The organism is Citrobacter sp. MGH 55, assembly GCF_016906145.1.
Lineage (GTDB): Bacteria > Pseudomonadota > Gammaproteobacteria > Enterobacterales > Enterobacteriaceae > Citrobacter_A > Citrobacter_A amalonaticus.
In genome coordinates this window covers 3,110,491-3,135,098 of the sequence record NZ_CP070239.1, presented here as the reverse complement: position 1 = coordinate 3,135,098, position 24,608 = coordinate 3,110,491, and the positions used below count along the sequence as shown (strand labels likewise).

At 56.4% G+C, this 24,608-nt stretch carries 16 protein-coding genes; 10 read left to right on the top strand and 6 right to left on the bottom strand.

Annotation, left to right across the window (positions count from 1 at the left end; all coding sequences use genetic code 11):
• Positions 1-99 precede the first annotated feature (99 nt).
• The 3 genes from asmA to udk all read right to left on the bottom strand — a co-directional run bounded on the left by asmA (position 100) and on the right by udk (position 3,289).
• Positions 100-1,953, bottom strand: a complete 1,854-nt coding sequence (gene asmA / locus JTI98_RS12610) for an outer membrane assembly protein AsmA (protein WP_216081322.1) — start codon at positions 1,951-1,953, stop codon at positions 100-102.
• 21 nt (positions 1,954-1,974) lie between these two features.
• A complete protein-coding gene (dcd, locus tag JTI98_RS12605) occupies positions 1,975-2,556 on the bottom strand; it encodes a dCTP deaminase (RefSeq protein ID WP_043000174.1) in 582 nt (193 codons plus the stop codon).
• A gap of 91 nt (positions 2,557-2,647) precedes the next feature.
• Positions 2,648-3,289, bottom strand: coding sequence for a uridine kinase (gene udk / locus JTI98_RS12600; protein ID WP_012906405.1), 642 nt, complete (start codon positions 3,287-3,289; stop codon positions 2,648-2,650).
• Between the two features lie 326 nt (positions 3,290-3,615).
• Here udk and JTI98_RS12595 point away from each other — a divergent pair, with 326 nt between their 5' ends.
• Complete coding sequence (locus JTI98_RS12595; RefSeq protein WP_216081321.1) at positions 3,616-6,945, top strand: diguanylate cyclase; 3,330 nt, start codon at positions 3,616-3,618, stop codon at positions 6,943-6,945.
• Here the strand turns inward: JTI98_RS12595 and alkA are convergent.
• A complete protein-coding gene (alkA, locus tag JTI98_RS12590; RefSeq protein ID WP_058588270.1) occupies positions 6,913-7,782 on the bottom strand; it encodes a DNA-3-methyladenine glycosylase 2 in 870 nt (289 codons plus the stop codon). The genes JTI98_RS12595 and alkA overlap by 33 nt on opposite strands.
• 136 nt (positions 7,783-7,918) lie before the next feature.
• Between alkA and yegD the strand changes: the two genes are divergently transcribed.
• Entirely contained in the window at positions 7,919-9,271 is a 1,353-nt protein-coding gene (gene yegD, locus JTI98_RS12585; RefSeq protein WP_216081320.1) for a molecular chaperone, read from the top strand.
• 98 nt (positions 9,272-9,369) lie between these two features.
• Here yegD and JTI98_RS12580 read toward each other — a convergent pair whose 3' ends face one another.
• Positions 9,370-9,429, bottom strand: a complete 60-nt coding sequence (locus JTI98_RS12580; RefSeq protein WP_105887528.1) for a type I toxin-antitoxin system Ibs family toxin — start codon at positions 9,427-9,429, stop codon at positions 9,370-9,372.
• A 278-nt stretch (positions 9,430-9,707) separates the two neighbouring features.
• Here JTI98_RS12580 and JTI98_RS12575 point away from each other — a divergent pair, with 278 nt between their 5' ends.
• The 8 genes from JTI98_RS12575 (at position 9,708) to yegS (ending at position 23,397) form a co-directional block, all read left to right on the top strand.
• A complete protein-coding gene (locus JTI98_RS12575; RefSeq protein ID WP_216081319.1) occupies positions 9,708-10,952 on the top strand; it encodes an MdtA/MuxA family multidrug efflux RND transporter periplasmic adaptor subunit in 1,245 nt (414 codons plus the stop codon).
• On the top strand, positions 10,952-14,074 hold the full coding sequence (gene mdtB / locus JTI98_RS12570; protein ID WP_054176018.1) for a multidrug efflux RND transporter permease subunit MdtB: 3,123 nt from the start codon (positions 10,952-10,954) through the stop codon (positions 14,072-14,074). The genes JTI98_RS12575 and mdtB overlap by 1 nt, the downstream gene beginning before the upstream one ends.
• A complete protein-coding gene (gene mdtC, locus JTI98_RS12565) occupies positions 14,075-17,155 on the top strand; it encodes a multidrug efflux RND transporter permease subunit MdtC (protein ID WP_216081318.1) in 3,081 nt (1,026 codons plus the stop codon).
• Complete coding sequence (locus tag JTI98_RS12560) at positions 17,152-18,564, top strand: MFS transporter (RefSeq protein WP_216081317.1); 1,413 nt, start codon at positions 17,152-17,154, stop codon at positions 18,562-18,564. Before mdtC ends, JTI98_RS12560 begins: the two co-directional genes overlap by 4 nt.
• A complete protein-coding gene (gene baeS / locus JTI98_RS12555) occupies positions 18,564-19,967 on the top strand; it encodes a two-component system sensor histidine kinase BaeS (RefSeq protein ID WP_216081316.1) in 1,404 nt (467 codons plus the stop codon). Before JTI98_RS12560 ends, baeS begins: the two co-directional genes overlap by 1 nt.
• Positions 19,964-20,686, top strand: a complete 723-nt coding sequence (baeR, locus tag JTI98_RS12550; RefSeq protein ID WP_044266109.1) for a two-component system response regulator BaeR — start codon at positions 19,964-19,966, stop codon at positions 20,684-20,686. The genes baeS and baeR overlap by 4 nt, the downstream gene beginning before the upstream one ends.
• A 166-nt stretch (positions 20,687-20,852) precedes the next feature.
• A complete protein-coding gene (yegQ, locus tag JTI98_RS12545) occupies positions 20,853-22,214 on the top strand; it encodes a tRNA 5-hydroxyuridine modification protein YegQ (protein ID WP_043000166.1) in 1,362 nt (453 codons plus the stop codon).
• Positions 22,215-22,497: 283 nt separating this feature from the next.
• Positions 22,498-23,397, top strand: a complete 900-nt coding sequence (gene yegS, locus JTI98_RS12540; protein ID WP_043000165.1) for a lipid kinase YegS — start codon at positions 22,498-22,500, stop codon at positions 23,395-23,397.
• On the opposite strand, the gene fbaB is transcribed toward yegS, so the two are convergent.
• Positions 23,394-24,446 carry a class I fructose-bisphosphate aldolase gene (gene fbaB, locus JTI98_RS12535; protein WP_043000164.1) on the bottom strand — a complete coding sequence of 351 codons (1,053 nt, stop codon included), beginning with the start codon at positions 24,444-24,446 and terminating at the stop codon, positions 23,394-23,396. The two genes, yegS and fbaB, sit on opposite strands and share 4 nt — an antisense overlap.
• Positions 24,447-24,608: the final 162 nt, after the last annotated feature.

Here is a 24,608-nt window from a genome sequence, read left to right as displayed (position 1 = left end):
GCCGGGTGACGAATGTGCCGCCCGGCATATGGCCATTATCCGATTCCAGGCCGGATTAAGACGCGAAGCGTCGCCATCCGGCACACACGCCCTACCGAATCAGAGTTTATCCAGCAGCTTCTTCACATCTTTGCCGTTGCGGGAATCTTTATTTCGCTCCGCCCAGTCGTTCAGACGACGCTTCGCTTCATCCTGCATATGCTTACGCAGTAATTGATCCACCTGCAGATTGTAATTCAGCGCCTGCCAGTTACCGTAAACTCGCAGCGGAACCGGAGTCGCCTTCAGGAAATCGATCAGCTTGCTTTCTCCCTTCCAGCCATCCAGCACCCGCACGTTAAACTGCGTGTCACAGGTTTGCCCGACCAGGTCGAGCGTCCCCTGCCCCGTCAGGGACAACATTGCGGACTCGCCTGCCATGTTATCCAGCGTCAGTTTACCGTGATCCAGCGTCAGGTCCGTGACAAAGCGGGCCAGACGCGTCGCGTTATCAACGCTTTGCATCGACTGTACATCGCCGCCGCTGCGTTCCACGGCCTGCTGAATCAACTGCTGGAAGTTCATGCCCTCCATCCGCGTGTCGCGCATGTCAACATGGGCTTTCCCCTGCCAGCTGTGACGGAATGACTGGGCATCGATATCCACACCGGAAAAATCTCCCGCCAGCGACATCTTGCCGGTCAGGGCAATCGGATAGTTGAATGCCTTGAGGATCGTACCGATTTCGACGTTGTCCAGACGCGGCTGGAATACCACTTGTGGCGTTTGCGCACGCGTATCCAGCGTCCCCGGCAACGAAATCATCCCGCCATCGAGTTTGCCTTGCAGTTCGGCGATCGTCAGCACATCGGACTGATTCGTCATACGGCTACTGACGTCGGTAAAATTCATCCCACGCCAGGTCACGTTATCCGCTTTCAGCGCGATATCGGCACTAAAGCCTTTCAGCCCCTGATAGGCGGGTTCATCCACACGACTTGAAATCACCGGACGCGCCAGCGGCGGCTGACTTCCCCCCTGCGCCACCGCGCCGTTGGCGCTGCTGGCATTTTCGGGCGGCGCTAACAGGTTATCCAGATTCAGGCGGGCAAACTGCAGGTTGACGAGCCATGCCGGTTGTTCCTTCATCGTCACCTGCACGTTTCCGGTCAGGGCGCTGTCGTTCGCCGTCACATTGAGTTGGCTGAAGGTGAGCGTTTTCTTCTCTTCCTGCCACTGCGCCTGCAGTTGTCCCTGCCCCTGGATGCCCTGTTTCGGCAGATCGGCGCCCTGTAACTGCCAGCTTAACTGTTGAATACCCGCGGTGAAGTTATGCGGATAGTCGGAAGCGTCAACGCTACCGTTGAAAGCAAGGGTAAGGTCGCGCTGGTCGCGATTCACCCGGCCTGAAAATTCGAAGGTGCCGCGATGCTGCGCATCCTGCTCCATTTGCAAACGAATATCGCGAACGGTTACCTGTTCATCATCTTCATGCTGAAAGACCAGTACGCTGTCCGCTACACGCAGACTGGCGACATCAAACGACCAACCGCGATCTTCAGCAACATCTGGCAAGGTGTTGTCTTTCGGGGCCACCGGGGCGTTTTCACGGCGTACCGCTTCCGTTTGCGGCGTTAGCTGAATCACTGCGCCTTTGAGCATCACCTGTTTGACACTGAGCTGATGGCTCAGCAGCGGCCACAGTGCGACATCCAGACGCATATTATCCGCACGAACCAGGGGTTCAGCGGCCCCTTCTGCCGTTAACACCATACGCCCGGAGAGGATGCTGAGTTGCGGCCAGACGTGCCAGCGCAGTGGGCCGTCCAGTTGCAGTTGATAACCGCTTCGCGCAGCCACCTGTTGCACCATATAGGCGCGGAAATCATTCGGATTGACTAACAATACTAACGCGGAGAAGCCGGCCACCAACACGACCAGCAAAATCATCAGCGTCGTCAGAAATCGTCTCATGCTATCCTCAATGGAGTAGACTCAGTCTTTATCAATCCGGCTGGCGACAGCGCCCTGCTGATCGCGATACTTCGCATCTTCACGACGGTTGTAAGGTCTAAGCGCAGGTCCCGATAGCGGCTCGAAACTCAACGCGCCGATCAGCATCCCTGGGCGCAGAGCCAGCGGTAATTTACCGGAATTATAGAATTCCAGTACGATACAGCCAGACCAGCCCGGATCGATACGGTGCGCGGTCACATGAACCATCAGACCCAGGCGTGCCAGTGAAGAGCGACCGTCCAGCCACCCCACCAGATCCGCCGGCAGGGTCACCGACTCATAGGTCACTGCCAGCGCCAGTTCGCCAGGATGCAGATAAAATGCATCCCCTTCCGCCAGGACGATCTCATCGCTCATTACGCGATCCAGCGCAGCGCTCACTTCTGCCTTCGGTCCACTTAAATCGATAAAGGCAGCGGTATGTCCACTAAATGTACGAAATTTATTGCCCAGGCGCACATCCACAGTTGCGCCATTAATGCGCTCAACGGGCGGACGCGGGTTGATCGACAAACGGCCTTCATCAAGCCAGGCTTCAATATCTCGGTCACACAGACGCATGGCACTTTCTCCTTTCGTGCATCGGGCGCTTAACGCATTGTGCATTAAGGGCAAACCAGGTTATCACTGAACGGTACACAATTCGCCGGGCTTATTCAAAGAACTGACTGATTTTCGCTTTCAGAATATCAATGGCGATGCGATTTTTCCCACCGCGCGGCACGATAATATCGGCGTATTGTTTAGACGGTTCAATAAATTGCAGGAACATCGGACGCACGGTCTTCTGATACTGCGCCATGACGGAATCCATTGAACGACCGCGTTCGTTAACATCACGCTTGATACGGCGCATCAGGCAGATATCCAGCGGGGTATCGACAAAAATAGAGAAGTTCATCTCTTCGCGTAAACGCGCGTCGGTCAGCAGCAAAATCCCTTCAAGAATGATGACTTTCTTTGGCTCAACACGAACCGTCTCTTTCATGCGGGTGTGTTCGACGTAGCTGTATACCGGTAGTTCGATCGCCGCCCCCCGTTTGAGGGCCTGCAGGTGCTGAAACAGGAGGCTGTGATCCATCGCATTCGGATGGTCGTAGTTAGTTTTAACGCGTTCTTCCATCGACAGATGGCTTTGATCTTTGTAATAGCTGTCTTCGGGAATAACGCCGATATGTTCGTCACCGACTTGTTCACGCAACTCGCGATAAAGGGTACTGGCAATAAGACTCTTGCCGGAAGCCGATGCGCCAGCAATACCGATAATGACGCACTGATGGGACTGATCAGTCATAAATTTAGCGACCTGAATAACCTGGTTAGGAAGGACGACGCCGCATGGGCGTCAAACGCGGCAATTATAGGGATTTCGGGCGTGCGATACCAGTCGAGATAGCAGGGAGTGTATTTCGCGCCCAACATTTCCCTGTCGCAAATTTATTTGTTCAGATTTAGAGCAGCCCGCGGAATTAACCCGGCTTCGCAGTAATTAATCGCCATATAATGTCAAATAATGAGCAACCGGGATATAAATTGTAAATTGTTTGTACTAGCATAAACAGAGAATATCACGATGCGTCCGGGCGTTCCGCGACGTTCCGGCCACTCGGATACAGGGTAATGAGTAAACCATCCCAACATGTTTTAGTTACCTTGCCGCATCCTCTGCTGCGCTTCGTCAGTTTAGGGCTGACGGCTTTTATTTTTACCCTTTTCTCACTGGAATTATCCCAGTTTGGCACCCAACTCGCCCCGCTCTGGTTCCCGACGTCGATCATGATGGTGGCCTTTTATCGTCACGCCGGACGGATGTGGCCCGGAATTGCGCTCGCCTGTTCGTTAGGGAGCATTGGCGCATCGCTGGTCTTGTTCCCGCCCAGCGCGCTGAATTTTACCTACACCGCGATCAACATCATTGAAGCCGTCGTCGGCGCCATGCTGCTACGTAAGCTGTTACCCTGGTACAACCCGTTACAGAATCTCAATGACTGGCTACGTCTTGCCTTCGGCAGTGCGGTTATCCCGCCGCTGTTGGGCGGTATTCTGGTGTGGATTATGTCGCCGAATGAAACGCCGTTGAAAGCGTTTCTGATTTGGGTGCTGTCGGAATCCATCGGCGCGCTGGCGCTGGTACCGTTGGGATTATTGTTCAAACCACACTACCTGTTGCGCCACCGCAACCCGCGTCTGCTCCTGGAAACATTGCTGACGCTAGTCGTCACTCTGGTTCTGAGCTGGTTCGCCATGAAGTATGTTCCATGGCCCTTTACGTTAGTGATCGTATTGCTGATGTGGAGCGCCGTGCGGTTGCCACGGATGGAAGCCTTTCTCATCTTCCTCGCTACCGTCATGATGGTATCGCTGATGATGGCGGCCGACCCGTCACTGTTGGTCACCCCTAAAGTGCATGTCATGAACAACCTGCCGTGGCTGCCGTTCTTAATGATTCTCTTACCCGCGAACATCATGACCATGGTGATGTACGCCTTTCGCGCCGAACGTAAGCACATTACGGAAAGCGAAGAACGTTTTCGCAACGCGATGGAGTATTCAGCGATCGGTATGGCGCTGGTCGGTACAGAAGGGCAATGGCTGCAGGCCAACAAAGCGTTATGCCAGTTTCTCGGCTATAACCAGGATGAGTTACGCGCGCTGACCTTTCAGCAGCTCACCTGGCCGGAAGACCTGCATAAAGATCTGGAGCAACTCACCATGCTGGTGAGCGGCGACATTAATAGCTATTCGATGGAGAAACGCTATTACACCCGTACGGGCGAGATCGTCTGGGCGCTGCTGACCGTCTCGCTGGTCCGCCATTCTGACGGCACGCCGCTTTACTTTATTGCCCAAATTGAAGACATCAACGATCTCAAACATACCGAATGGGTTAACAAACGGCTGATGGAACGCATCACGCTGGCAAACGAAGCTGGTGGCATTGGGATTTGGGAATGGGAACTGCAACCCGACGTCATCAGTTGGGATAAACGTATGTTCGAACTGTATGAGGTTCCCGCTCATGTTAAGCCTACCTGGTCGCTCTGGTACGACTGCGTTATCCCGGAAGACCGCGAGTATGCAGAAAAGGTGGTTCGTGACTCCTTAGCCGCGCGCCAGCCTTTTAAGATGGAATTCCGCATTGCGGTGAAAGACGGCGTCCGCCATATCCGCTCGCTGGCGAATCGGGTGTTAAATAAAGATGGCGAAGTCGAACGACTGCTCGGTATCAATATGGACATGACCGAAGTGAAGCAGTTGAATGAAGCGCTGTTTCAGGAAAAAGAGCGTTTGCACATTACCCTCGACTCCATCGGGGAAGCGGTGGTGTGTATTGACGTTGATCTGAAAGTTACCTTTATGAACCCGGTCGCCGAGAAGATGAGCGGCTGGCAGCAGGAGAATGCCATTGGCGTACCGCTGTTAACGGTACTGCGCATCACCTTTGGCGATAACGGCCCGCTGATGGAGAACATTTACAGTGCTGATATGTCCCGCTCGGCCATCGAACAGGAGGTGGTTCTCCATTGTCGCAACGGCGGCAGTTACGACATTCACTACAGCATAACCCCGCTTAGCACCCTGGACGGTGGAAATATCGGTTCAGTGCTGGTAATTCAGGATGTCACCGAGTCACGTAAGATGTTGCGCCAGCTAAGCTACAGCGCAACCCACGACGCCCTCACCCACCTGACCAATCGGGCTAGTTTTGAAAACAAGCTGAAACTGCTGCTGCAAACCGTCCGCAGTGCGCATCAGCGCCACGCGCTGGTCTTTATCGATCTTGATCGCTTTAAAGCGGTAAATGACAGCGCCGGTCACGCGGCGGGCGATGCGCTGCTGCGCGAACTGGCGCAACTGATGCTCAGCATGTTGCGTTCCAGCGACGTGCTGGCGCGTCTGGGCGGTGATGAGTTCGGCCTGCTGTTGCCGGAGTGTAATATTGAAAGCGCGCGCTTTATCGCCACGCGGATCGTTAACGCCGTCAATGATTACCACTTTATGTGGGAAGGCCGCCTGCATCGCATTGGTGCCAGCGCCGGGATCACGCTCATCGACGAAAACAACTGCCAGGCGGTTGAGGTGATGTCGCAGGCAGATATCGCCTGCTATGCCTCTAAAAATGGCGGGCGCGGCCAGGTGACCGTGTATGAACCACAACAAGAGCAGGCGCATCACGAGCGCGCGATGATGTCGCTGGATGAGCAATGGCGGATGATTAAAGATAACCACTTGCTGATGGTCGCCCGCGGCGTTGCGTCACCACGCATTCCCGAAGCGCGTAATTTCTGGCTGATCTCGCTGCGACTGTGGACCAGTGAAGGAGAAGTCATGGAAGAGCAGGCCTTTCGGGCAAGCTTAGCCGATCCGGCGCTCAGCCATGCGCTGGATCGCCGCGTGCTCCATGAATTTTTCCATCATGCAGCGCCGGCGGTTGCCAGCAAAGGACTCAGCGTCGCCCTGCCGCTTTCGGTGGCGGGATTAATCAGCCCAACGCTGATTGACGAACTTCTGGCTCAACTGGAGCAGAGCACTCTGCCGGGACGCCTGCTACATCTGATTGTGCCTGCGGAAGCGCTGTTACTGAACCCACAGGAGAGCACCAAAGCAATTCAGACATTACGCCAGGCGGGGTGTCACATCATTGTGAGCCAGATTGGCCGCGATCTGCAGATCTTCAATCTGATGACCAAAAGTTTGGCGGATTACCTGCTGCTCGACAGTGAGTTGAGCGCCAGCATTCACGGCAACATGATGGATGAAATGCTGGTGTCGATCATCCAGGGCCACGCCCAGCGCCTGGGGATGAAAACCATTGCCGGGCCGGTGCAAACGCCGATCGTCATGGATACGCTGTCAGGTATTGGTATCGACCAGATTTATGGCGATATCATCGCCGAAGCGCAACCGCTGGATCTGCTACTCAACACCAGTTATTTCGCGATCAACTGACGGCTGCCATCCCTCGGTATACCAGATGTGCAATAACGCGTAGGAGCGCCAGGGTTTCCAGCGCTCCGCATAGCGACGGATCTGCGCGGGAGTCATCCCCGGGAAACGTTGTTTGATCAGATAGTCGTCAGGCAAAAACACGTCCTTCGCCTGCCAGCCGCGCAGGGCAAAATAGTTTGCCGTCCAGCGACCAATCCCCGGAAATCCCTGTAGCATTTTAATTCCCTGTTCAATATCTTCCGGCGGCTGGGTTACCAGTATTCCATCCCGGGCGGCCTGCGCCAGATGGATAAGCGCGTTGGCGCGCATCAGCGGCATGCCCAACGCTTTCAGTTCCAGCGGATCGGCTGCGGCTAGCTGTTCAGGCGTTGGGAAACAGACGTACTCCGGGCTGTCCGCTAACACGTCGCCATACCATCGTGCAACCTTCGACGTCAGCTTTGCCGCCATCGCCACGCTCACCAGTTGGCCCAGAATCGCCCGGACGCCCTGCTCAAAGGCGTCCACCGAACCGGGCAGGCGCAGTCCCGGACGCGCTGCGCCCAGTTCACCTAACGCATGGCTGATCTGCTGTGGTTTACAGCGCAAATCAAACAGTCGCTCCATTTTTTCAAGGCAGATATCCGCGACCGGCAACAGCCCTTCACTCAGCGTTACCTGAAGCGTGTTCGTCGCGGTGTCGGGAACGGCGGCGATGATTCCCTTATGTTGTCCTATCGCCAGGCTTCGCGTGTAGCGTAACGCCTCGACGGTTTCCACCCCGTCGACCGCACGGGCGGCAAGGAAACCCAGAATCCATGACCAGTCATAAGGCGGTTGCCAGTTCAGGGTAAACATCATCCTCTCCTTTTTCTGCAAACCTTCAGCATAATCGCTATTCAGGCGTTGTGCTTTGCTTTCATATTCCAGTTGTCGCGACGACGACATTTCGCTAAAGTCACGCCCCTTCTTCACTGGCATGGGGATTTTCAAGGTGTTTATTGGATTTGATTACGGTACCGCTAACTGTTCTGTCGCCATCATGCGCGACGGCAAGCCGCAACTGCTGAAAATGGAAAATGGCAGTACGCTGCTGCCTTCCATGCTTTGCGCGCCGACGCGTGAATCGGTGAGCGAATGGCTCTACCGCCATCATGATGTTCCGACACCAGACGATGAAACGCAGGCGCTGTTGCGTCGGGCCATTCGCTTCAATCGCGACGAGGACATTGACGTTCACGCCAGCAGCGTACAGTTTGGCCTGTCATCGCTTGGACACTATATTGACGACCCGGAAGAGGTGTACTTCGTTAAGTCGCCAAAATCCTTCCTCGGCGCCAGCGGACTAAAACCGCAACAGGTCGCGCTGTTCGAAGATTTAGTCTGCGCAATGATGCTGCACATTCGTCAACAGGCACAAAACCAGCTCCCCGAAGCCATCACCCAGGCCGTGATCGGACGTCCCATTAACTTCCAGGGATTAGGCGGCGATGAGGCGAACAGCCAGGCGCAGGGTATTCTGGAACGAGCGGCAAAACGAGCTGGCTTTCAGGATGTCATTTTCCAGTATGAGCCGGTGGCGGCGGGACTGGATTACGAAGCGACATTACAGGAAGAGAAACGCGTCCTGGTGGTGGATATCGGCGGGGGGACCACCGACTGTTCGTTACTGCTGATGGGGCCACAATGGCATCACCGCGCTGACCGCGAATCCAGCCTGCTGGGTCACAGCGGCTGTCGCGTTGGCGGGAACGATCTGGATATCGCGCTGGCGTTTAAACACCTGATGCCGCTGCTGGGGATGGGGGGCGAAACCGAGAAAGGGATCGCCCTACCGGTGCTGCCGTGGTGGAACGCGGTGGCGATCAACGACGTTCCGGCACAAAGCGATTTCTACAGCAGCGCCACGGGGCGTCTGCTGAACGACCTGGTACGCGATGCCCGCGAACCGGAGCAGGTGGCGCTGCTGCTGAAAGTCTGGCGTCAGCGTCTCGGTTATCGGCTGGTCCGCAGCGCCGAAGAGAGCAAAATTACGCTGTCTGCACAAGCCGAAGTTAACGCAGCGCTCCCGTTTATCCGCGACGATCTGGCCACCGTCATCAGCCAACAGGGGCTGGAGAGCGCGCTGGATCAGCCGCTTTCCCGGATACTGGAACAGGTGCAACTGGCGCTGGATAACGCCCAGGAAAAGCCAGACGTCATCTATCTGACCGGTGGCAGCGCACGCTCGCCGCTGATCAAAAAAGCGTTGGCCGCCAAACTGCCGGGTATTCCCATTGCCGGTGGCGATGACTTCGGCTCCGTCACCGCCGGTCTGGCCCGCTGGGCTGAAGTGGTATTCCGCTAAACGCCTCGCAAGCTGAACGCGGATGGATTGACATTAAGGTTCATGTGGCTTAGTTTCAGGAGTGAGGGTAAGGGAGGGTTTCCCCTCCCCCTGGTGTCTTAGTAAGCCGGTAAGCTAATGACTAAGAGTATCACCAGTATGATGACTACCTTCATCATAACCCTTTCCTTATTTTGGCCCCTTCCTCGGGAGGGGCTTTCCCGTTTCAGCGTCCTGCTGAAATCCGTGGCTTACCTCCTTTTTGTCGTGCCGCCACTGTAGCGCGCAATTTCACATGCGCCTTTTTCAGCGATGATTGCTGCGTAACGCCTCGCAAAGCGCGCCGCCATTCGGATGAATCCGTACAGGGTTTCATAATTCCTCCATTTTTCTCCCTTGATGGCTGGCTAAACTAGTATCATTCCGCGAAACGTTTCAGGATGAGAAACTCATAACGATGAAAGGCAGTCACAAATCCCGCTGGGTAATCACCATCGTGGTGGTCATCGCCGCCATCGCCGCATACGGGTTCTGGCAGAACCGGAGCGAACCGCAGAGCAGCGCGCCCGGCGCAACCGGACAAGCGAAACCCACGGCTGGCGCAGGTCGTCGTGGTATGCGCTCAGGTCCACTCGCGCCAGTGCAGGCCGCGACCGCCACGGAGCAGGCCGTTCCGCGTTATCTCACCGGTCTGGGCACGATGACCGCCGCCAACACCGTCACCGTACGTAGCCGCGTGGATGGACAACTACTGGCGCTTCATTTCCAGGAGGGTCAACAGGTTAAAGCCGGTGACCTGCTGGCGGAGATCGATCCCAGCCAGTTTAAAGTGGCACTGGCACAGGCGCAGGGCGTCCTTGCGAAAGACAAAGCCACCCTCGCTAACGCGCGTCGCGATCTGGCTCGTTACCAGCAACTGGTCAAAAGCAACTTAGTCTCCCGCCAGGAGCTGGACGCCCAGCAGGCGCTGGTGAGCGAATCCGAAGGCACGATTAAGGCCGATGAGGCCAGCGTCGCCAGCGCGCAGCTACAACTTGACTGGAGCCGCATCACCGCACCGGTTGATGGTCGGGTTGGTCTGAAACAGGTAGATGTCGGCAATCAGATTTCCAGTAGTGATACCAACGGTATTGTGGTGATCACCCAGACGCATCCCATCGACCTGATTTTCACCCTACCGGAAAGCGATATCGCCACCGTCGTGCAGGCGCAAAAAAGCGGACAACCGCTGGTTGTTGAAGCCTGGGATCGCACCAATTCGAAAAAGCTCAGCGCGGGCGTATTGCTGAGTCTGGACAACCAGATCGACGTCACGACCGGGACGATCAAAGTAAAAGCTCGCTTTGCTAACCAGGATGACGCGCTGTTCCCGAATCAGTTTGTGAATGCCCGGATGCTGGTCGACACGGAACAAAACGCCGTGGTGATCCCGACAGCCGCTCTACAAATGGGCAACGAAGGACACTTCGTCTGGGTGCTGAACGATGAAAACAAAGTCAGTAAGCATCTGGTCAAAACGGGCATTCAGGACAGTCAGAAGGTGGTGATCAGCGCCGGGATTTCGGCCGGTGACCGCGTCGTCACCGACGGGATTGACCGCCTGACGGAAGGGGCGAAAGTGGAAGTGGTGGAAGCGCAAGCCGCCACCACCGATACAAAAGCCACCAGCCGTGAATACGGTCAGAAAGGAGCGCACTCCTGATGCAGGTGTTACCTCCGAGCAGCACAGGCGGCCCGTCGCGTCTGTTTATTATGCGTCCTGTCGCCACCACGCTGCTGATGGTGGCGATTCTCCTCGCCGGAATCATCGGCTATCGTTTTCTGCCCGTCTCCGCGCTGCCGGAGGTGGACTATCCCACCATTCAGGTGGTGACGTTGTATCCTGGCGCCAGCCCGGATGTGATGACCTCTGCGGTCACCGCGCCGCTGGAACGGCAGTTCGGCCAGATGTCCGGGCTGAAACAGATGTCGTCGCAAAGTTCTGGCGGCGCGTCGGTGGTGACGCTCCAGTTCCAGTTGACCCTGCCGCTGGATGTGGCCGAACAGGAAGTTCAGGCGGCCATTAACGCCGCCACCAACCTGCTGCCGAGCGACCTGCCGAACCCGCCGGTCTACAGCAAGGTCAACCCTGCCGATCCGCCGATCATGACGCTGGCGGTGACCTCTACCGCCATGCCGATGACCCAGGTCGAAGACATGGTCGAAACCCGCGTGGCGCAGAAAATCTCCCAGGTCTCGGGCGTCGGGTTAGTGACGCTCTCCGGCGGTCAACGTCCGGCGGTCCGCGTGAAGCTCAATGCTCAGGCCATTGCCGCGCTGGGCCTGACCAGTGAAACCGTCCGCACGGCGATTACCGGCGCAAACGTCAACTCCGCCAAAGGTAGCCTTGATGGCCCCACCCGCGCGGTGACGCTCTCGGCTAACGATCAGATGCAGTCTGCCGACGAATATCGTCAGCTCATTATTGCTTACCAGAACGGCGCGCCGGTTCGTCTGGGCGATGTCGCGACCGTAGAACAAGGGGCGGAAAACAGCTGGCTCGGCGCATGGGCAAATAAAGAACAGGCTATTGTGATGAACGTCCAGCGCCAGCCTGGCGCGAACATCATCTCAACGGCGGACAGCATTCATCAGATGTTGCCACAGCTTAAAGAGAGCCTGCCAAAATCGGTAAACGTGACGGTACTGTCTGACCGCACGACCAACATCCGCGCCTCGGTCAGCGACACGCAGTTTGAGCTCATGCTGGCCATCGCGCTGGTCGTGATGATTATCTATCTGTTCCTGCGCAATATTCCCGCCACCATTATTCCGGGCGTCGCTGTCCCGCTGTCGCTGATCGGCACGTTTGCGGTAATGGTGTTTCTCGATTTCTCCATCAACAACCTGACGCTTATGGCGCTGACCATTGCCACCGGCTTTGTGGTGGATGATGCGATTGTGGTGATCGAAAACATTTCGCGCTATATCGAAAAAGGGGAAAAACCGCTGACAGCCGCGCTGAAAGGGGCCGGAGAAATCGGCTTTACCATCATCTCCTTGACCTTCTCGCTGATTGCGGTCCTGATCCCGTTGCTGTTCATGGGTGATATCGTCGGACGTCTGTTCCGCGAATTTGCCGTGACGCTGGCAGTGGCGATTTTAATCTCTGCCGTGGTGTCGTTAACCCTGACGCCGATGATGTGCGCCAGAATGCTGAGCCAGGAGTCACTGCGTAAGCAAAACCGCTTCTCCCGCGCGTCGGAGAAAATGTTTGACCGGGTGATTGCCGGTTACGGACACTGGCTGGCGAAGGTGCTGAACCATCCGTGGCTGACGTTGAGCGTGGCGCTCGGCACCCTGCTGTTAAGCATCATGCTGTGGGTGTTTATTCCGAAGGGCTTCTTCCCGATCCAGGATAACGGCATCATTCAGGGCACGTTGCAGGCACCGCAGTCCAGTTCCTTTACCAGTATGGCCCAGCGCCAGCGGCAGGTATCGGACGTGATACTGAAAGATCCGGCGGTTGAGAGCCTGACCGCCTTCGTGGGCGTCGATGGCACCAACCCGTCGCTGAACAGCGCGCGTCTGCAAATCAACCTGAAGCCGCTCGACGAACGTGATGACCGCGTCCAGAAGGTGATCGCCCGTTTGCAGGACGCCGTGGCGAGAGTGCCGGGCGTCGACTTGTATCTGCAACCGACGCAGGATCTGACGATCGATACACAGGTCAGCCGCACGCAGTATCAGTTCACGCTGCAGGCCACCTCGCTGGATGCCCTCAGCACCTGGGTGCCGCAACTGATGGAAAAACTACAGGCGTTGCCGCAGCTTTCTGACGTCAGCAGTGACTGGCAGGATCAGGGTCTGGTGGCGTATGTGAATGTCGATCGCGACAGCGCCAGTCGGCTGGGGATCAGCATGGCGGATGTCGATAACGCACTGTATAACGCTTTCGGTCAGCGCCTGATTTCCACGATCTACACTCAGGCGAATCAGTATCGCGTGGTACTGGAACACAATACGGAAATGACGCCTGGACTGGCGGCGCTGGATTCAATCCGTCTGACCAGCAGCGACGGCGGCATGGTGCCGCTCAGCGCGATCGCTAAGGTTGAACAACGCTTTGCGCCGCTCTCGATTAACCATCTGGATCAGTTCCCGGTCACCACTATCTCGTTCAACGTTCCGGACGGTTATTCGCTGGGCGATGCGGTCCAGTCGATTCTGGACAGCGAAAAAACGCTGAATCTGCCAGTGGATATCACCACTCAGTTCCAGGGTAGCACCCTCGCCTTCCAGGCGGCGCTGAGCAGCACCATCTGGCTGATTGTCGCGGCGGTGGTGGCGATGTATATCGTGCTCGGCGTGCTGTACGAAAGCTTTATTCACCCAATCACCATTCTCTCTACGCTGCCCACGGCTGGAGTCGGCGCGCTGCTGGCGCTAATGATTGCCGGTAGTGAACTCGGCGTGATCGCCATTATCGGCATTATTTTGCTGATCGGCATTGTAAAGAAGAATGCCATCATGATGATCGACTTTGCCCTTGCCGCTGAGCGCGAACAGGGGATGGCGCCGCGCGAGGCGATTTTCCAGGCCTGTCTGCTGCGTTTTCGTCCGATCCTGATGACCACGCTTGCGGCACTGCTGGGCGCACTACCGCTGATGCTGAGCACCGGCGTGGGTGCAGAACTGCGCCGTCCGCTGGGGATCGGTATGGTGGGCGGCTTACTGGTCAGCCAGGTGCTGACGCTGTTCACCACCCCGGTTATCTATCTGCTGTTTGACCGCCTGTCACTGTATATGAAAAACCGCTTCTCTCACCGGGAAGAGGAGGCGTAAATGAAGTTTTTCGCTCTCTTCATTTACCGCCCGGTGGCGACGATTTTAATTTCTCTCGCCATCACGCTCTGCGGCGTGCTGGGATTTCGACTGTTGCCTGTCGCCCCGCTGCCGCAGGTTGATTTTCCGGTGATTATGGTCAGCGCCTCGCTGCCGGGAGCCTCGCCGGAGACCATGGCGTCATCCGTCGCAACGCCGCTGGAGCGCTCACTGGGGCGCATTGCCGGCGTCAGTGAGATGACTTCAAGCAGCTCCCTCGGCAGCACGCGCATCATTTTACAATTTAACTTCGATCGCGATATCAACGGCGCGGCGCGAGATGTGCAGGCAGCGATAAATGCGGCGCAAAGTCTGCTGCCAAGTGGCATGCCGAGCCGCCCAACTTACCGCAAAGCCAATCCGTCCGACGCGCCGATCATGATTCTGACGCTAACCTCGGAGACATACTCACAAGGTGAGCTCTACGACTTCGCCTCAACCCAACTGGCGCAGACCATCGCGCAAATCGACGGTGTCGGCGACGTCGACGTAGGCGGCAGCTCGCTGCCCGCCGTGCGCGTCGGGTTGAATCCGCAGGCGCTGTTTAATCAGGGCGTCTCGCTGGATGAGGTACGCACCGCTATCAGCAACGCCAACGTGCGCAAACCGCAAGGGGCGCTGGAAGATACCACGCATCGCTGGCAGATCCAGACCAATGACGAACTCAAAACGGCGGCGGAATATCAGCCACTGGTGATTCACTACAATAATGGCGGCGCCGTACGGTTGGGTGATGTCGCCACGGTGACGGACTCGGTACAGGATGTCCGCAACGCCGGGATGACCAACGCCAAGCCGGCGATTTTGCTGATGATCCGTAAACTGCCGGAAGCCAACATTATCCAGACGGTCGACAGCATTCGGGCCAGACTCCCGGAGTTGCAGTCCACCATCCCGGCGTCGATTGATATGCAAATCGCGCAGGATCGCTCGCCGACCATCCGCGCCTCGCTGGAGGAAGTTGAGCAGACGCTGGTCATTTCCGTGGCGCTGGTCATTCTGGTGGTCTTTCTGTTCCTGCGATCCGGACGCGCCACGCTGATCCCCGCCGTGGCGGTTCCGGTTTCGTTAATTGGCACCTTTGCCGCGATGTATCTGTGCGGATTCAGTCTCAATAACCTGTCGCTGATGGCGCTGACCATCGCCACCGGCTTTGTGGTCGATGACGCCATCGTGGTGCTGGAAAATATCTCGCGCCACCTGGAAGCCGGAATGAAACCTTTGCAGGCCGCGCTTCAGGGCACGCGTGAAGTGGGCTTTACTGTGCTGTCCATGAGCCTGTCACTGGTCGCCGTGTTCCTGCCGCTGCTGCTGATGGGCGGGTTGCCGGGACGATTACTGCGTGAATTTGCCGTCACGCTGTCGGTGGCGATTGGTATCTCGCTGCTGGTGTCGCTCACGCTCACCCCGATGATGTGCGGCTGGATGCTAAAATCCAGCCAGCCACGGGAGCAGAAGCGGCTGCGCGGATTTGGCCGCATGCTGGTCGCGCTGCAACAGGGCTACGGTAAGTCGCTGAAATGGGTGCTCAACCATACGCGACTGGTCGGCGTGGTGCTGCTCGGCACTATTGCGCTGAATATCTGGCTCTACATTTCGATTCCGAAAACCTTCTTCCCGGAACAGGACACCGGCGTACTGATGGGCGGGATTCAGGCTGACCAGAGCATCTCGTTTCAGGCGATGCGCGGTAAGCTTCAGGACTTTATGAAGATTATTCGCGATGATCCGGCAGTGGATAATGTCACCGGATTTACCGGCGGCTCGCGAGTCAACAGCGGGATGATGTTTATCACCCTTAAGTCCCGCGATGAACGCCGGGAGACCGCGCAGCAGGTGATCGACCGTCTGCGGGTGAAACTGGCAAAAGAGCCCGGTGCCAATCTGTTCCTGATGGCGGTGCAGGATATTCGTGTCGGCGGACGCCAGTCCAATGCCAGTTATCAGTACACCTTGCTGTCAGACGATCTGGCGGCGCTGCGCGGATGGGAACCGAAGATTCGTAAAGCCTTAGCCGCCCTGCCCCAACTGGCGGACGTCAACTCTGATCAACAGGATAACGGCGCGGAGATGAATCTTACCTACGATCGTGAAACCATGGCGCGGTTGGGTATTGACGTGCAGGCGGCAAACAGCCTGTTAAACAACGCTTTTGGTCAGCGGCAGATCTCCACCATCTATCAGCCGATGAACCAATATAAAGTGGTGATGGAAGTCGATCCGCGCTACACCCAGGACATCAGCGCGCTGGAGAAAATGTACGTCATTAACAGTGACGGTAAGGCGATTCCGCTCTCCTGGTTTGCCAAATGGCAACCGGCGAACGCGCCATTGTCGGTGAATCATCAGGGGCTGTCGGCAGCGTCCACCGTCTCTTTCAACCTGCCTACGGGCTCCTCGTTGTCAGAAGCCAGTGACGCCATTAATCGGGCGATGACCCAACTGGGCGTGCCGTCTACCGTGCGCGGCAGCTTTGCCGGGACCGCGCAGGTCTTCCAGGAAACCATGAATTCCCAGGTGATCCTGATTATTGCCGCGATCGCCACGGTCTATATTGTGCTTGGCATGCTGTATGAAAGTTATGTCCACCCGCTAACCATCCTCTCCACGCTTCCCTCCGCGGGGGTGGGCGCGCTCTTAGCGCTGGAGATTTTCGATGCCCCGTTCAGCCTCATCGCCCTGATAGGGATCATGCTCTTAATTGGCATCGTGAAGAAAAACGCCATCATGATGGTCGATTTTGCGCTGGAGGCGCAAAGGCATGGCAACCTCACGCCAGAACAGGCGATTTTCCAGGCTTGTCTGCTGCGTTTTCGCCCGATTATGATGACCACGTTGGCCGCGCTGTTTGGCGCGCTGCCGCTGGTGCTTTCCGGCGGTGACGGTTCTGAACTGCGTCAGCCGCTGGGGATTACCATTGTCGGCGGTCTGGTGATGAGCCAGTTGTTAACGCTCTATACCACTCCGGTGGTGTACCTCTTCTTCGACCGTCTGCGGCTGCGTTTTTCGCGTAAACACCGTAAACCGATAACAGAGACATGACAGAACTTCCCAACAGCACCCGCTGGCAACTGTGGATTGTGGCATTCGGCTTCTTTATGCAGTCGCTGGATACCACCATCGTCAATACCGCGCTTCCCTCGATGGCAAAAAGCCTCGGGGAAAGCCCGCTGCATATGCACATGGTCGTGGTTTCGTATGTGTTGACCGTAGCGGTCATGCTGCCTGCCAGCGGGTGGCTGGCAGACAAAATCGGTGTGCGGAATATTTTCTTTACCGCCATTGTGCTGTTTACCCTGGGCTCGCTGTTTTGTGCCGGTTCCGGCACGCTCAATGAACTGGTCATGGCGCGGGTGTTACAGGGCGTTGGCGGTGCCATGATGGTACCGGTCGGTCGACTGACGGTGATGAAGATTGTCCCGCGCGAACAGTACATGGCGGCGATGACGTTTGTCACGCTGCCGGGTCAGATAGGCCCGTTGCTGGGCCCGGCGCTGGGCGGGGTCCTCGTGGAATATGCCTCCTGGCACTGGATTTTCCTGATTAATCTGCCGGTCGGTATTGTCGGCGCGATCGCCACGCTGCTGCTGATGCCCAACTACACCATGCAAACCCGACGCTTTGATCTCTCGGGTTTTCTGCTACTGGCGACGGGGATGGCGGTTCTGACCATCGCGCTGGACAGCAGCAAAGGGATGGGGATGTCGTCGTTCGCGCTCGGCGCGCTGGTAGTGGGCGGCGTGGCGGCCATTTTGCTCTACCTGAAACACGCCAAAGCTAACCCACGAGCGCTGTTCAGTCTCCACCTGTTCCGCACGCCAACCTTCTCGCTGGGGCTGTTCGGCAGCTTTGCCGGACGCATCGGCAGCGGCATGTTGCCTTTCATGACGCCGGTCTTTTTGCAGATTGGTCTCGGCTTTTCCCCGTTTCACGCCGGGCTGATGATGATCCCGATGGTGCTGGGTAGCATGGGCATGAAACGCATTGTCGTACAGGTGGTTAACCGCTTTGGTTACCGTCGGGTGCTGGTCGCCACGACGCTTGGGTTGTCGGTGGTAACCCTGCTGTTTATGTCCACTGCGCTGCTGGGCTGGTATTACGTGCTGCCGCTGGTGCTGTTTGTTCAGGGCATGGTCAACTCGACGCGTTTCTCCTCCATGAACACCCTGACCCTGAAAGATCTGCCGGATGAGTTGGCCAGCAGCGGGAACAGCCTGCTGTCGATGATTATGCAACTTTCAATGAGTATCGGCGTCACCGTTGCCGGTCTGCTGCTAGGGATGTTCGGACAACAACAGTTTACGGTGGATAGCGGAACGTCGCATACCGTCTTTATGTACACCTGGCTGTGCATGGCTTTTATCATTGCGTTGCCCGCCGTGATCTTTGCCCGCGTCCCAAACGATACCCATAAAAATGTCGTCATTGCGCGACGCAAAAGGAGAACCTGATGAAGCTCTGGCGACCCGGCATTACCGGCAAACTGTTTCTGGCGATTTTCGCCACCTGCATCGTGTTGTTGATCAGTATGCATTGGGCGGTACGCATCAGCTTCGAGCGAGGGTTCATTGACTACATCAAAAACGGCAACGAGCAGCGTCTGACCATGCTCAGCGACGCGTTAGGTGAACAGTACCAACAGCATGGCAGCTGGCGCTTTTTGCGCAATAATGACCGCTTTGTGTTTCAGATCCTCCGCTCCTTTGAACATGACAAAGACGATGATAAACAAGGCCCAGGTATGCCGCCGCACGGCTGGCGCACGCAGTTCTGGGTGGTGGACCAGGATGCGCATGTCATGGTTGGCCCGCGCGGTCCGGTTCCCGCAGACGGCACGCGGCGGCCCATTCTGGTTAACGGTCAGGAGGTCGGCGCCGTCATTGCCTCCCCTGTTGAACGTCTGACGCGTAACACCGACATTAATTTCGATAAACAGCAGCGGCGCACCAGTTGGCTGATTGTGGCGCTCTCAACCCTGCTGGCAGCGCTGGCGACCTTTCCACTCGCGCGCGGACTGCTGGCCCCGGTCAAACGGCTGGTCGAAGGCACGCACAAACTGGCGGCGGGGGATTTCACCACCCGTGTTGCCGCCACCAGCGCCGATGAGCTGGGCAAACTGGCGCAGGACTTTAACCAGCTCGCCAGTACCCTGGAAAAGAATCAGCAGATGCGTCGCGATTTTATGGCCGATATCTCGCATGAGCTGCGCACACCGCTGGCAGTCCTGCGCGGTGAACTGGAAGCGATTCAGGACGGTGTACGAAAATTCACGCCGGAATCGGTGGCCTCGTTACAGGCGGAAGTGGGGACACTGACCAAACTGGTCGACGATCTGCACCAGCTTTCGATGTCTGACGAAGGCGCGCTGGCCTACCAAAAAAATACCGTCGACGTGATCCCACTGCTGGAAGTGGCGGGCGGCGCATTCCGCGAACGTTTTGCCAGCCGGGGTCTGACGCTACAGTTTTCCCTGCCCGATAGCGTTACCGTGTTCGGCGATCGCGATCGCCTGATGCAGTTATTCAACAACCTGTTAGAAAACAGCCTTCGTTACACCGACTGCGGCGGCAGCTTACGTATCAGCGCAGAGCAGCGCGACAAGCGAGTTCTCATCACCTTCGCCGACTCCGCGCCGGGCGTCAGTGACGATCAGCTACAAAAACTGTTCGAGCGATTCTACCGCACCGAAGGTTCACGTAACCGCGCCAGCGGAGGGTCCGGACTGGGTCTGGCGATCTGCGTCAACATCGTCGAGGCCCACAATGGCCGCATCCACGCTGCCCATTCGCCTTTTGGCGGGGTAAGCATTACAGTAGAATTACCGCTGGAACGCGATTTACAGAGAGACGTATGACTGAGTTACCCATTGATGAAAACACGCCACGCATCCTGATTGTGGAAGATGAACCCAAGCTGGGACAGTTACTTATCGACTATCTGCGCGCCGCGAGCTATGCCCCGACGCTGATTAGCCATGGCGATCAGGTACTGCCTTATGTGCGCCAGACGCCGCCGGATTTAATCCTGCTGGATCTGATGCTGCCGGGTACTGATGGCCTGACCCTGTGTCGCGAAATCCGTCGTTTCTCCGAGGTGCCAATCGTGATGGTCACCGCCAAAATTGAGGAGATCGACCGCTTGCTGGGGCTGGAAATTGGTGCGGATGATTACATCTGCAAACCCTACAGCCCGCGCGAAGTGGTCGCCCGCGTGAAGACCATTCTGCGCCGCTGTAAGCCGCAGCGTGAATTACAGCAACTGGACGCCGAAAGCCCGCTGATCGTCGATGAAAGCCGTTTCCAAGCCTCCTGGCGCAATAAAATGCTCGACCTGACGCCTGCGGAGTTCCGCCTGCTGAAAACGCTGTCTCACGAACCGGGGAAAGTGTTTTCCCGTGAGCAGTTGCTGAATCATCTCTATGATGATTATCGCGTGGTGACCGACCGCACCATCGACAGCCATATCAAAAACCTGCGTCGCAAGCTGGAAGCGCTTGACGAAGAGCAGTCGTTTATCCGTGCGGTGTATGGCGTCGGGTATCGCTGGGAAGCGGATGCCTGCCGGATTGTCTGACACGGTAGCGCAAATAGTGGCCCGATAACGCCGCGTTATCGGGCCCGGCGTTTTCCTTTACCTCGTTTACCCGCAGCGCTACAATGCCCGCCCTTAACGTGAGGACTCTCCTCTAGCCGCTTCATCAGGTGAAGCGGATCTGACCTGTCATCAGAACGAGAACATTATGTTTAAACCGGAACTCCTTTCCCCGGCGGGAACGCTGAAAAATATGCGTTACGCTTTCGCCTATGGCGCAGATGCCGTCTATGCGGGCCAGCCGCGCTACTCGCTGCGCGTGCGCAATAACGAATTCAACCACGAGAATCTGCAGCGCGGCATTAATGAAGCCCATGAGCTAGGGAAAAAATTCTATGTGGTGGTCAACATCGCCCCGCACAATGCGAAGCTGAAAACCTTTATCCGCGATTTGAAGCCAGTGGTGGAAATGGGTCCGGATGCCCTGATCATGTCCGATCCGGGTCTTATCATGCTGGTACGTGAGAATTTCCCGGAAATGCCGATTCACCTCTCGGTCCAGGCCAACGCCGTGAACTGGGCGACGGTAAAATTCTGGCAATCGATGGGGCTGACCCGTGTGATTCTGTCGCGCGAACTGTCGCTGGAAGAGATTGAAGAGATCCGCAACCAGGTACCGGAGATGGAGATTGAGATCTTCGTTCACGGCGCACTGTGCATGGCCTATTCTGGTCGCTGCCTGCTTTCCGGTTACATCAATAAGCGCGACCCGAACCAGGGCACCTGTACCAACGCCTGCCGCTGGGAATATAACGTACAGGAAGGCAAAGAAGATGTGGTCGGTAATATCGTCCACAAATACGAGCCGATCCCGGTACAAAACGTGGAGCCGACGCTGGGTATCGGCGCGCCAACCGATAAAGTGTTTATGATTGAAGAGGCCCAGCGCCCGGGCGAATACATGACCGCGTTCGAAGACGAGCACGGCACTTACATCATGAACTCGAAAGATCTGCGTGCCATTGCCCACGTTGAACGCCTGACGCAGATGGGCGTGCACTCGCTGAAAATTGAAGGCCGCACCAAATCCTTCTACTACTGCGCGCGTACCGCACAGGTTTATCGTAAAGCGATTGACGACGCCGCTGCCGGTAAGCCGTTTGATCCGCAGTTGTTGGAAACGCTGGAAGGTCTGGCGCACCGTGGTTACACCGAAGGTTTTCTGCGTCGCCACACCCATGACGATTATCAGAACTACGAATACGGTTACTCGGTATCCGAGCGTCAGCAGTTCGTGGGGGAGTTTACCGGTGAGCGCAATGGCGACCTCGCGGCCGTGGCAGTGAAAAATAAATTCTCCGTCGGCGACAGCCTGGAACTGATGACCCCACAGGGCAACGTGAACTTCACGTTAGCGCAGATGGAAAACGCCAAAGGCGAGCCAATGCCAGTGGCGCCGGGGGACGGTTATACCGTATGGATCCCTGTTCCACAGGATCTGATGCTGGATTATGCACTGTTAATGCGCAATTTTTCCGGCGAATCGACGCGAAATCCGCACGCTAAATAGTTAATCAGGGTTATTTTTTCACGCCAGGAGGAATCTTAGAAACCGATCACATACCGCTTCGTTCATTAAGGGTATTATCCGTTTCGCTGAAAAACATAACCCATAAATGCTAGCTGTACCAGGAACCACCTCCTTAGCCTGCGTAATCTCCCTTACGCAGGCTTATTTTTTTGCGGCCTGAATCGTATATTGTGTGCGTATTTTAAGCCTGTTCTGACCTCCCCTTTTCGTTTCTGCTATACACTTTCTTCATAGATTCCAAAAACAAACAGGCAAAAAAGGAATGGATCATTTTCCCTCCAGCGTATTGATTCTGAATGGTAAAAGTGCTGATAACCCCGTACTGCGGGACGCCATTGGGCTGCTCCGTGACGAAGGAGTAGAGATTCACGTTCGCGTTACCTGGGAAAAAGGCGATGCGCAGCGCTATGTCGAAGAGGCTCGTCGTCTGGGCGTTGAAACGGTGATCGCCGGCGGCGGTGACGGCACGATTAACGAAGTATCGACGGCGCTGATCCAGTGTGAGGGGGCCGATATTCCCGCGCTGGGCATTCTGCCACTGGGCACCGCCAATGACTTTGCCACCAGCGTCGGGATCCCCGAGGAGTTAGATAAGGCGCTGAAGCTGGCGATTGTCGGTAACGCCATTGAGATTGACATGGCGCAAGTCAACGATAAAACCTGTTTTATCAATATGGCAACCGGTGGTTTTGGTACGCGCATCACCACCGAGACGCCGGAAAAACTGAAAGCGGCGCTGGGCGGCGTGTCATACATCATTCACGGCCTGATGCGCATGGATACGCTAAAACCGGACCGTTGCGAAATCCGTGGTGAGAACTTCCACTGGCAGGGTGATGCGCTGGTGATTGGGATTGGTAATGGGCGTCAGGCTGGCGGCGGTCAGCAGTTGTGTCCGAATGCGTTGATCAACGACGGTTTGCTGCAACTGCGGATTTTCACCGGGGAAGAGATCCTGCCCGCGCTATTTTCCACCCTGAAACCACAGGAGGAAAACCCCAATATCATCGACGGCGCTTCTGCCTGGTTTGATATCCGGGCACCGCATGACATTACCTTTAACCTTGATGGCGAACCGCTGAGCGGACAGGAATTTCATATCGAAATCCTGCCCGCCGCGTTGCGGTGTCGACTGCCGCCGGATTGCCCGCTACTGCGTTAAGCAATCGTCACTTTGTTATCGAGATAGACATCCTGCACGGCGTTGATCAATTTCACGCCGTCAGCCATCGATTTTTTGAAAGCTTTACGACCCAGAATCAACCCCATCCCGCCTGCACGTTTGTTGATTACCGCCGTACGTACCGCGTCGCTCAGGTCAGTTTCGCCGCCTGCCGCGCCGCCGGAGTTAATCAACCCGGCACGCCCCATATAGCAGTTTGCCAGTTGATAGCGCACCAGATCGATCGGGTTCTCTGTGGTCAGTTTGCTGTAGACGCGATCGTCGGTGTAGCCATAATTCACGGCTTTGTATCCGCCGTTATTTTCCGCCATTTTCTGTTTGACGATATCCGCACCAATCGTTGCCGCCAGATGGTTCGCCTGCCCGGTTAAGTCGGCGGAGACGTGGTAATCGACGCCCTCTTTTTTGAACGCGGCATTTCGCAGATAGGCCCACAGTACGGTGACCATACCCAGCTCATGCGCCCGTTCAAAGGCGGCGGAAATCTCTTCAATCTGCCGACGTGACTCTTCTGAACCAAAGTAGATGGTTGCGCCTACGGCCACCGCCCCCAGATTAAACGCTTGCTCTACGCTGGCATACAGCGTCTGGTCGTAGGTATTCGGATAGCTGAGGGTTTCGTTATGGTTGAGTTTCACCAGAAACGGAATGCGATGCGCGTAACGACGCGAGACGGAAGCCAGTACGCCATAGGTTGAGGCCACACAGTTACATCCGGCTTCGATCGCCAGTTCAACGATGTTTTTCGGGTCGAAATAGAGCGGGTTGGCGGCAAACGACGCCCCTGCCGAGTGTTCCACTCCCTGATCGACCGGTAAAATGGACAGGTAACCCGTTCCACCCAGACGCCCGGTGTTATACAACGTCTGCATGTTACGCAGTACCGCAGGCGGACGGTTGTTGTCCACCATCACGCGGTCGACGTAATCATGTCCGGGCAGATAGAGTTGGTCTGAGGGTATGGTCATGCAACGATGCTGTAAGAGGCTGTCGGCGTCTTTGCCAAGCAACTGCGCAATATCAGTCATAGTTATGCTCCCGTAAGTTCCGAATGCGTCGGAATGTGGATTGTCCTGACCCGCGTTTTGCGGGCAGCCATAAGTCTGGTACCGACCGGCCATTTTTTCCATCTTTCGGGGATTTTTCAGCGCTATCTGCTGGCACGATTCACTGACGATAAAGTGTTAAGA

Bases quoted from the DNA above. Each gene is read 5' to 3' on its own strand.
- asmA (WP_216081322.1), bottom strand. From the start codon at position 1,953: ATGAGACGATTTCTGACGACGCTGATGATTTTGCTGGTCGTGTTGGTG.
- dcd (WP_043000174.1), bottom strand. From the start codon at position 2,556: ATGCGTCTGTGTGACCGAGATATTGAAGCCTGGCTTGATGAAGGCCGT.
- udk (WP_012906405.1), bottom strand. From the start codon at position 3,289: ATGACTGATCAGTCCCATCAGTGCGTCATTATCGGTATTGCTGGCGCA.
- JTI98_RS12595 (WP_216081321.1), top strand. From the start codon at position 3,616: ATGAGTAAACCATCCCAACATGTTTTAGTTACCTTGCCGCATCCTCTG.
- alkA (WP_058588270.1), bottom strand. From the start codon at position 7,782: ATGTTTACCCTGAACTGGCAACCGCCTTATGACTGGTCATGGATTCTG.
- JTI98_RS12575 (WP_216081319.1), top strand. From the start codon at position 9,708: ATGAAAGGCAGTCACAAATCCCGCTGGGTAATCACCATCGTGGTGGTC.
- mdtB (WP_054176018.1), top strand. From the start codon at position 10,952: ATGCAGGTGTTACCTCCGAGCAGCACAGGCGGCCCGTCGCGTCTGTTT.
- mdtC (WP_216081318.1), top strand. From the start codon at position 14,075: ATGAAGTTTTTCGCTCTCTTCATTTACCGCCCGGTGGCGACGATTTTA.
- JTI98_RS12560 (WP_216081317.1), top strand. From the start codon at position 17,152: ATGACAGAACTTCCCAACAGCACCCGCTGGCAACTGTGGATTGTGGCA.
- baeS (WP_216081316.1), top strand. From the start codon at position 18,564: ATGAAGCTCTGGCGACCCGGCATTACCGGCAAACTGTTTCTGGCGATT.
- baeR (WP_044266109.1), top strand. From the start codon at position 19,964: ATGACTGAGTTACCCATTGATGAAAACACGCCACGCATCCTGATTGTG.
- yegQ (WP_043000166.1), top strand. From the start codon at position 20,853: ATGTTTAAACCGGAACTCCTTTCCCCGGCGGGAACGCTGAAAAATATG.
- yegS (WP_043000165.1), top strand. From the start codon at position 22,498: ATGGATCATTTTCCCTCCAGCGTATTGATTCTGAATGGTAAAAGTGCT.
- fbaB (WP_043000164.1), bottom strand. From the start codon at position 24,446: ATGACTGATATTGCGCAGTTGCTTGGCAAAGACGCCGACAGCCTCTTA.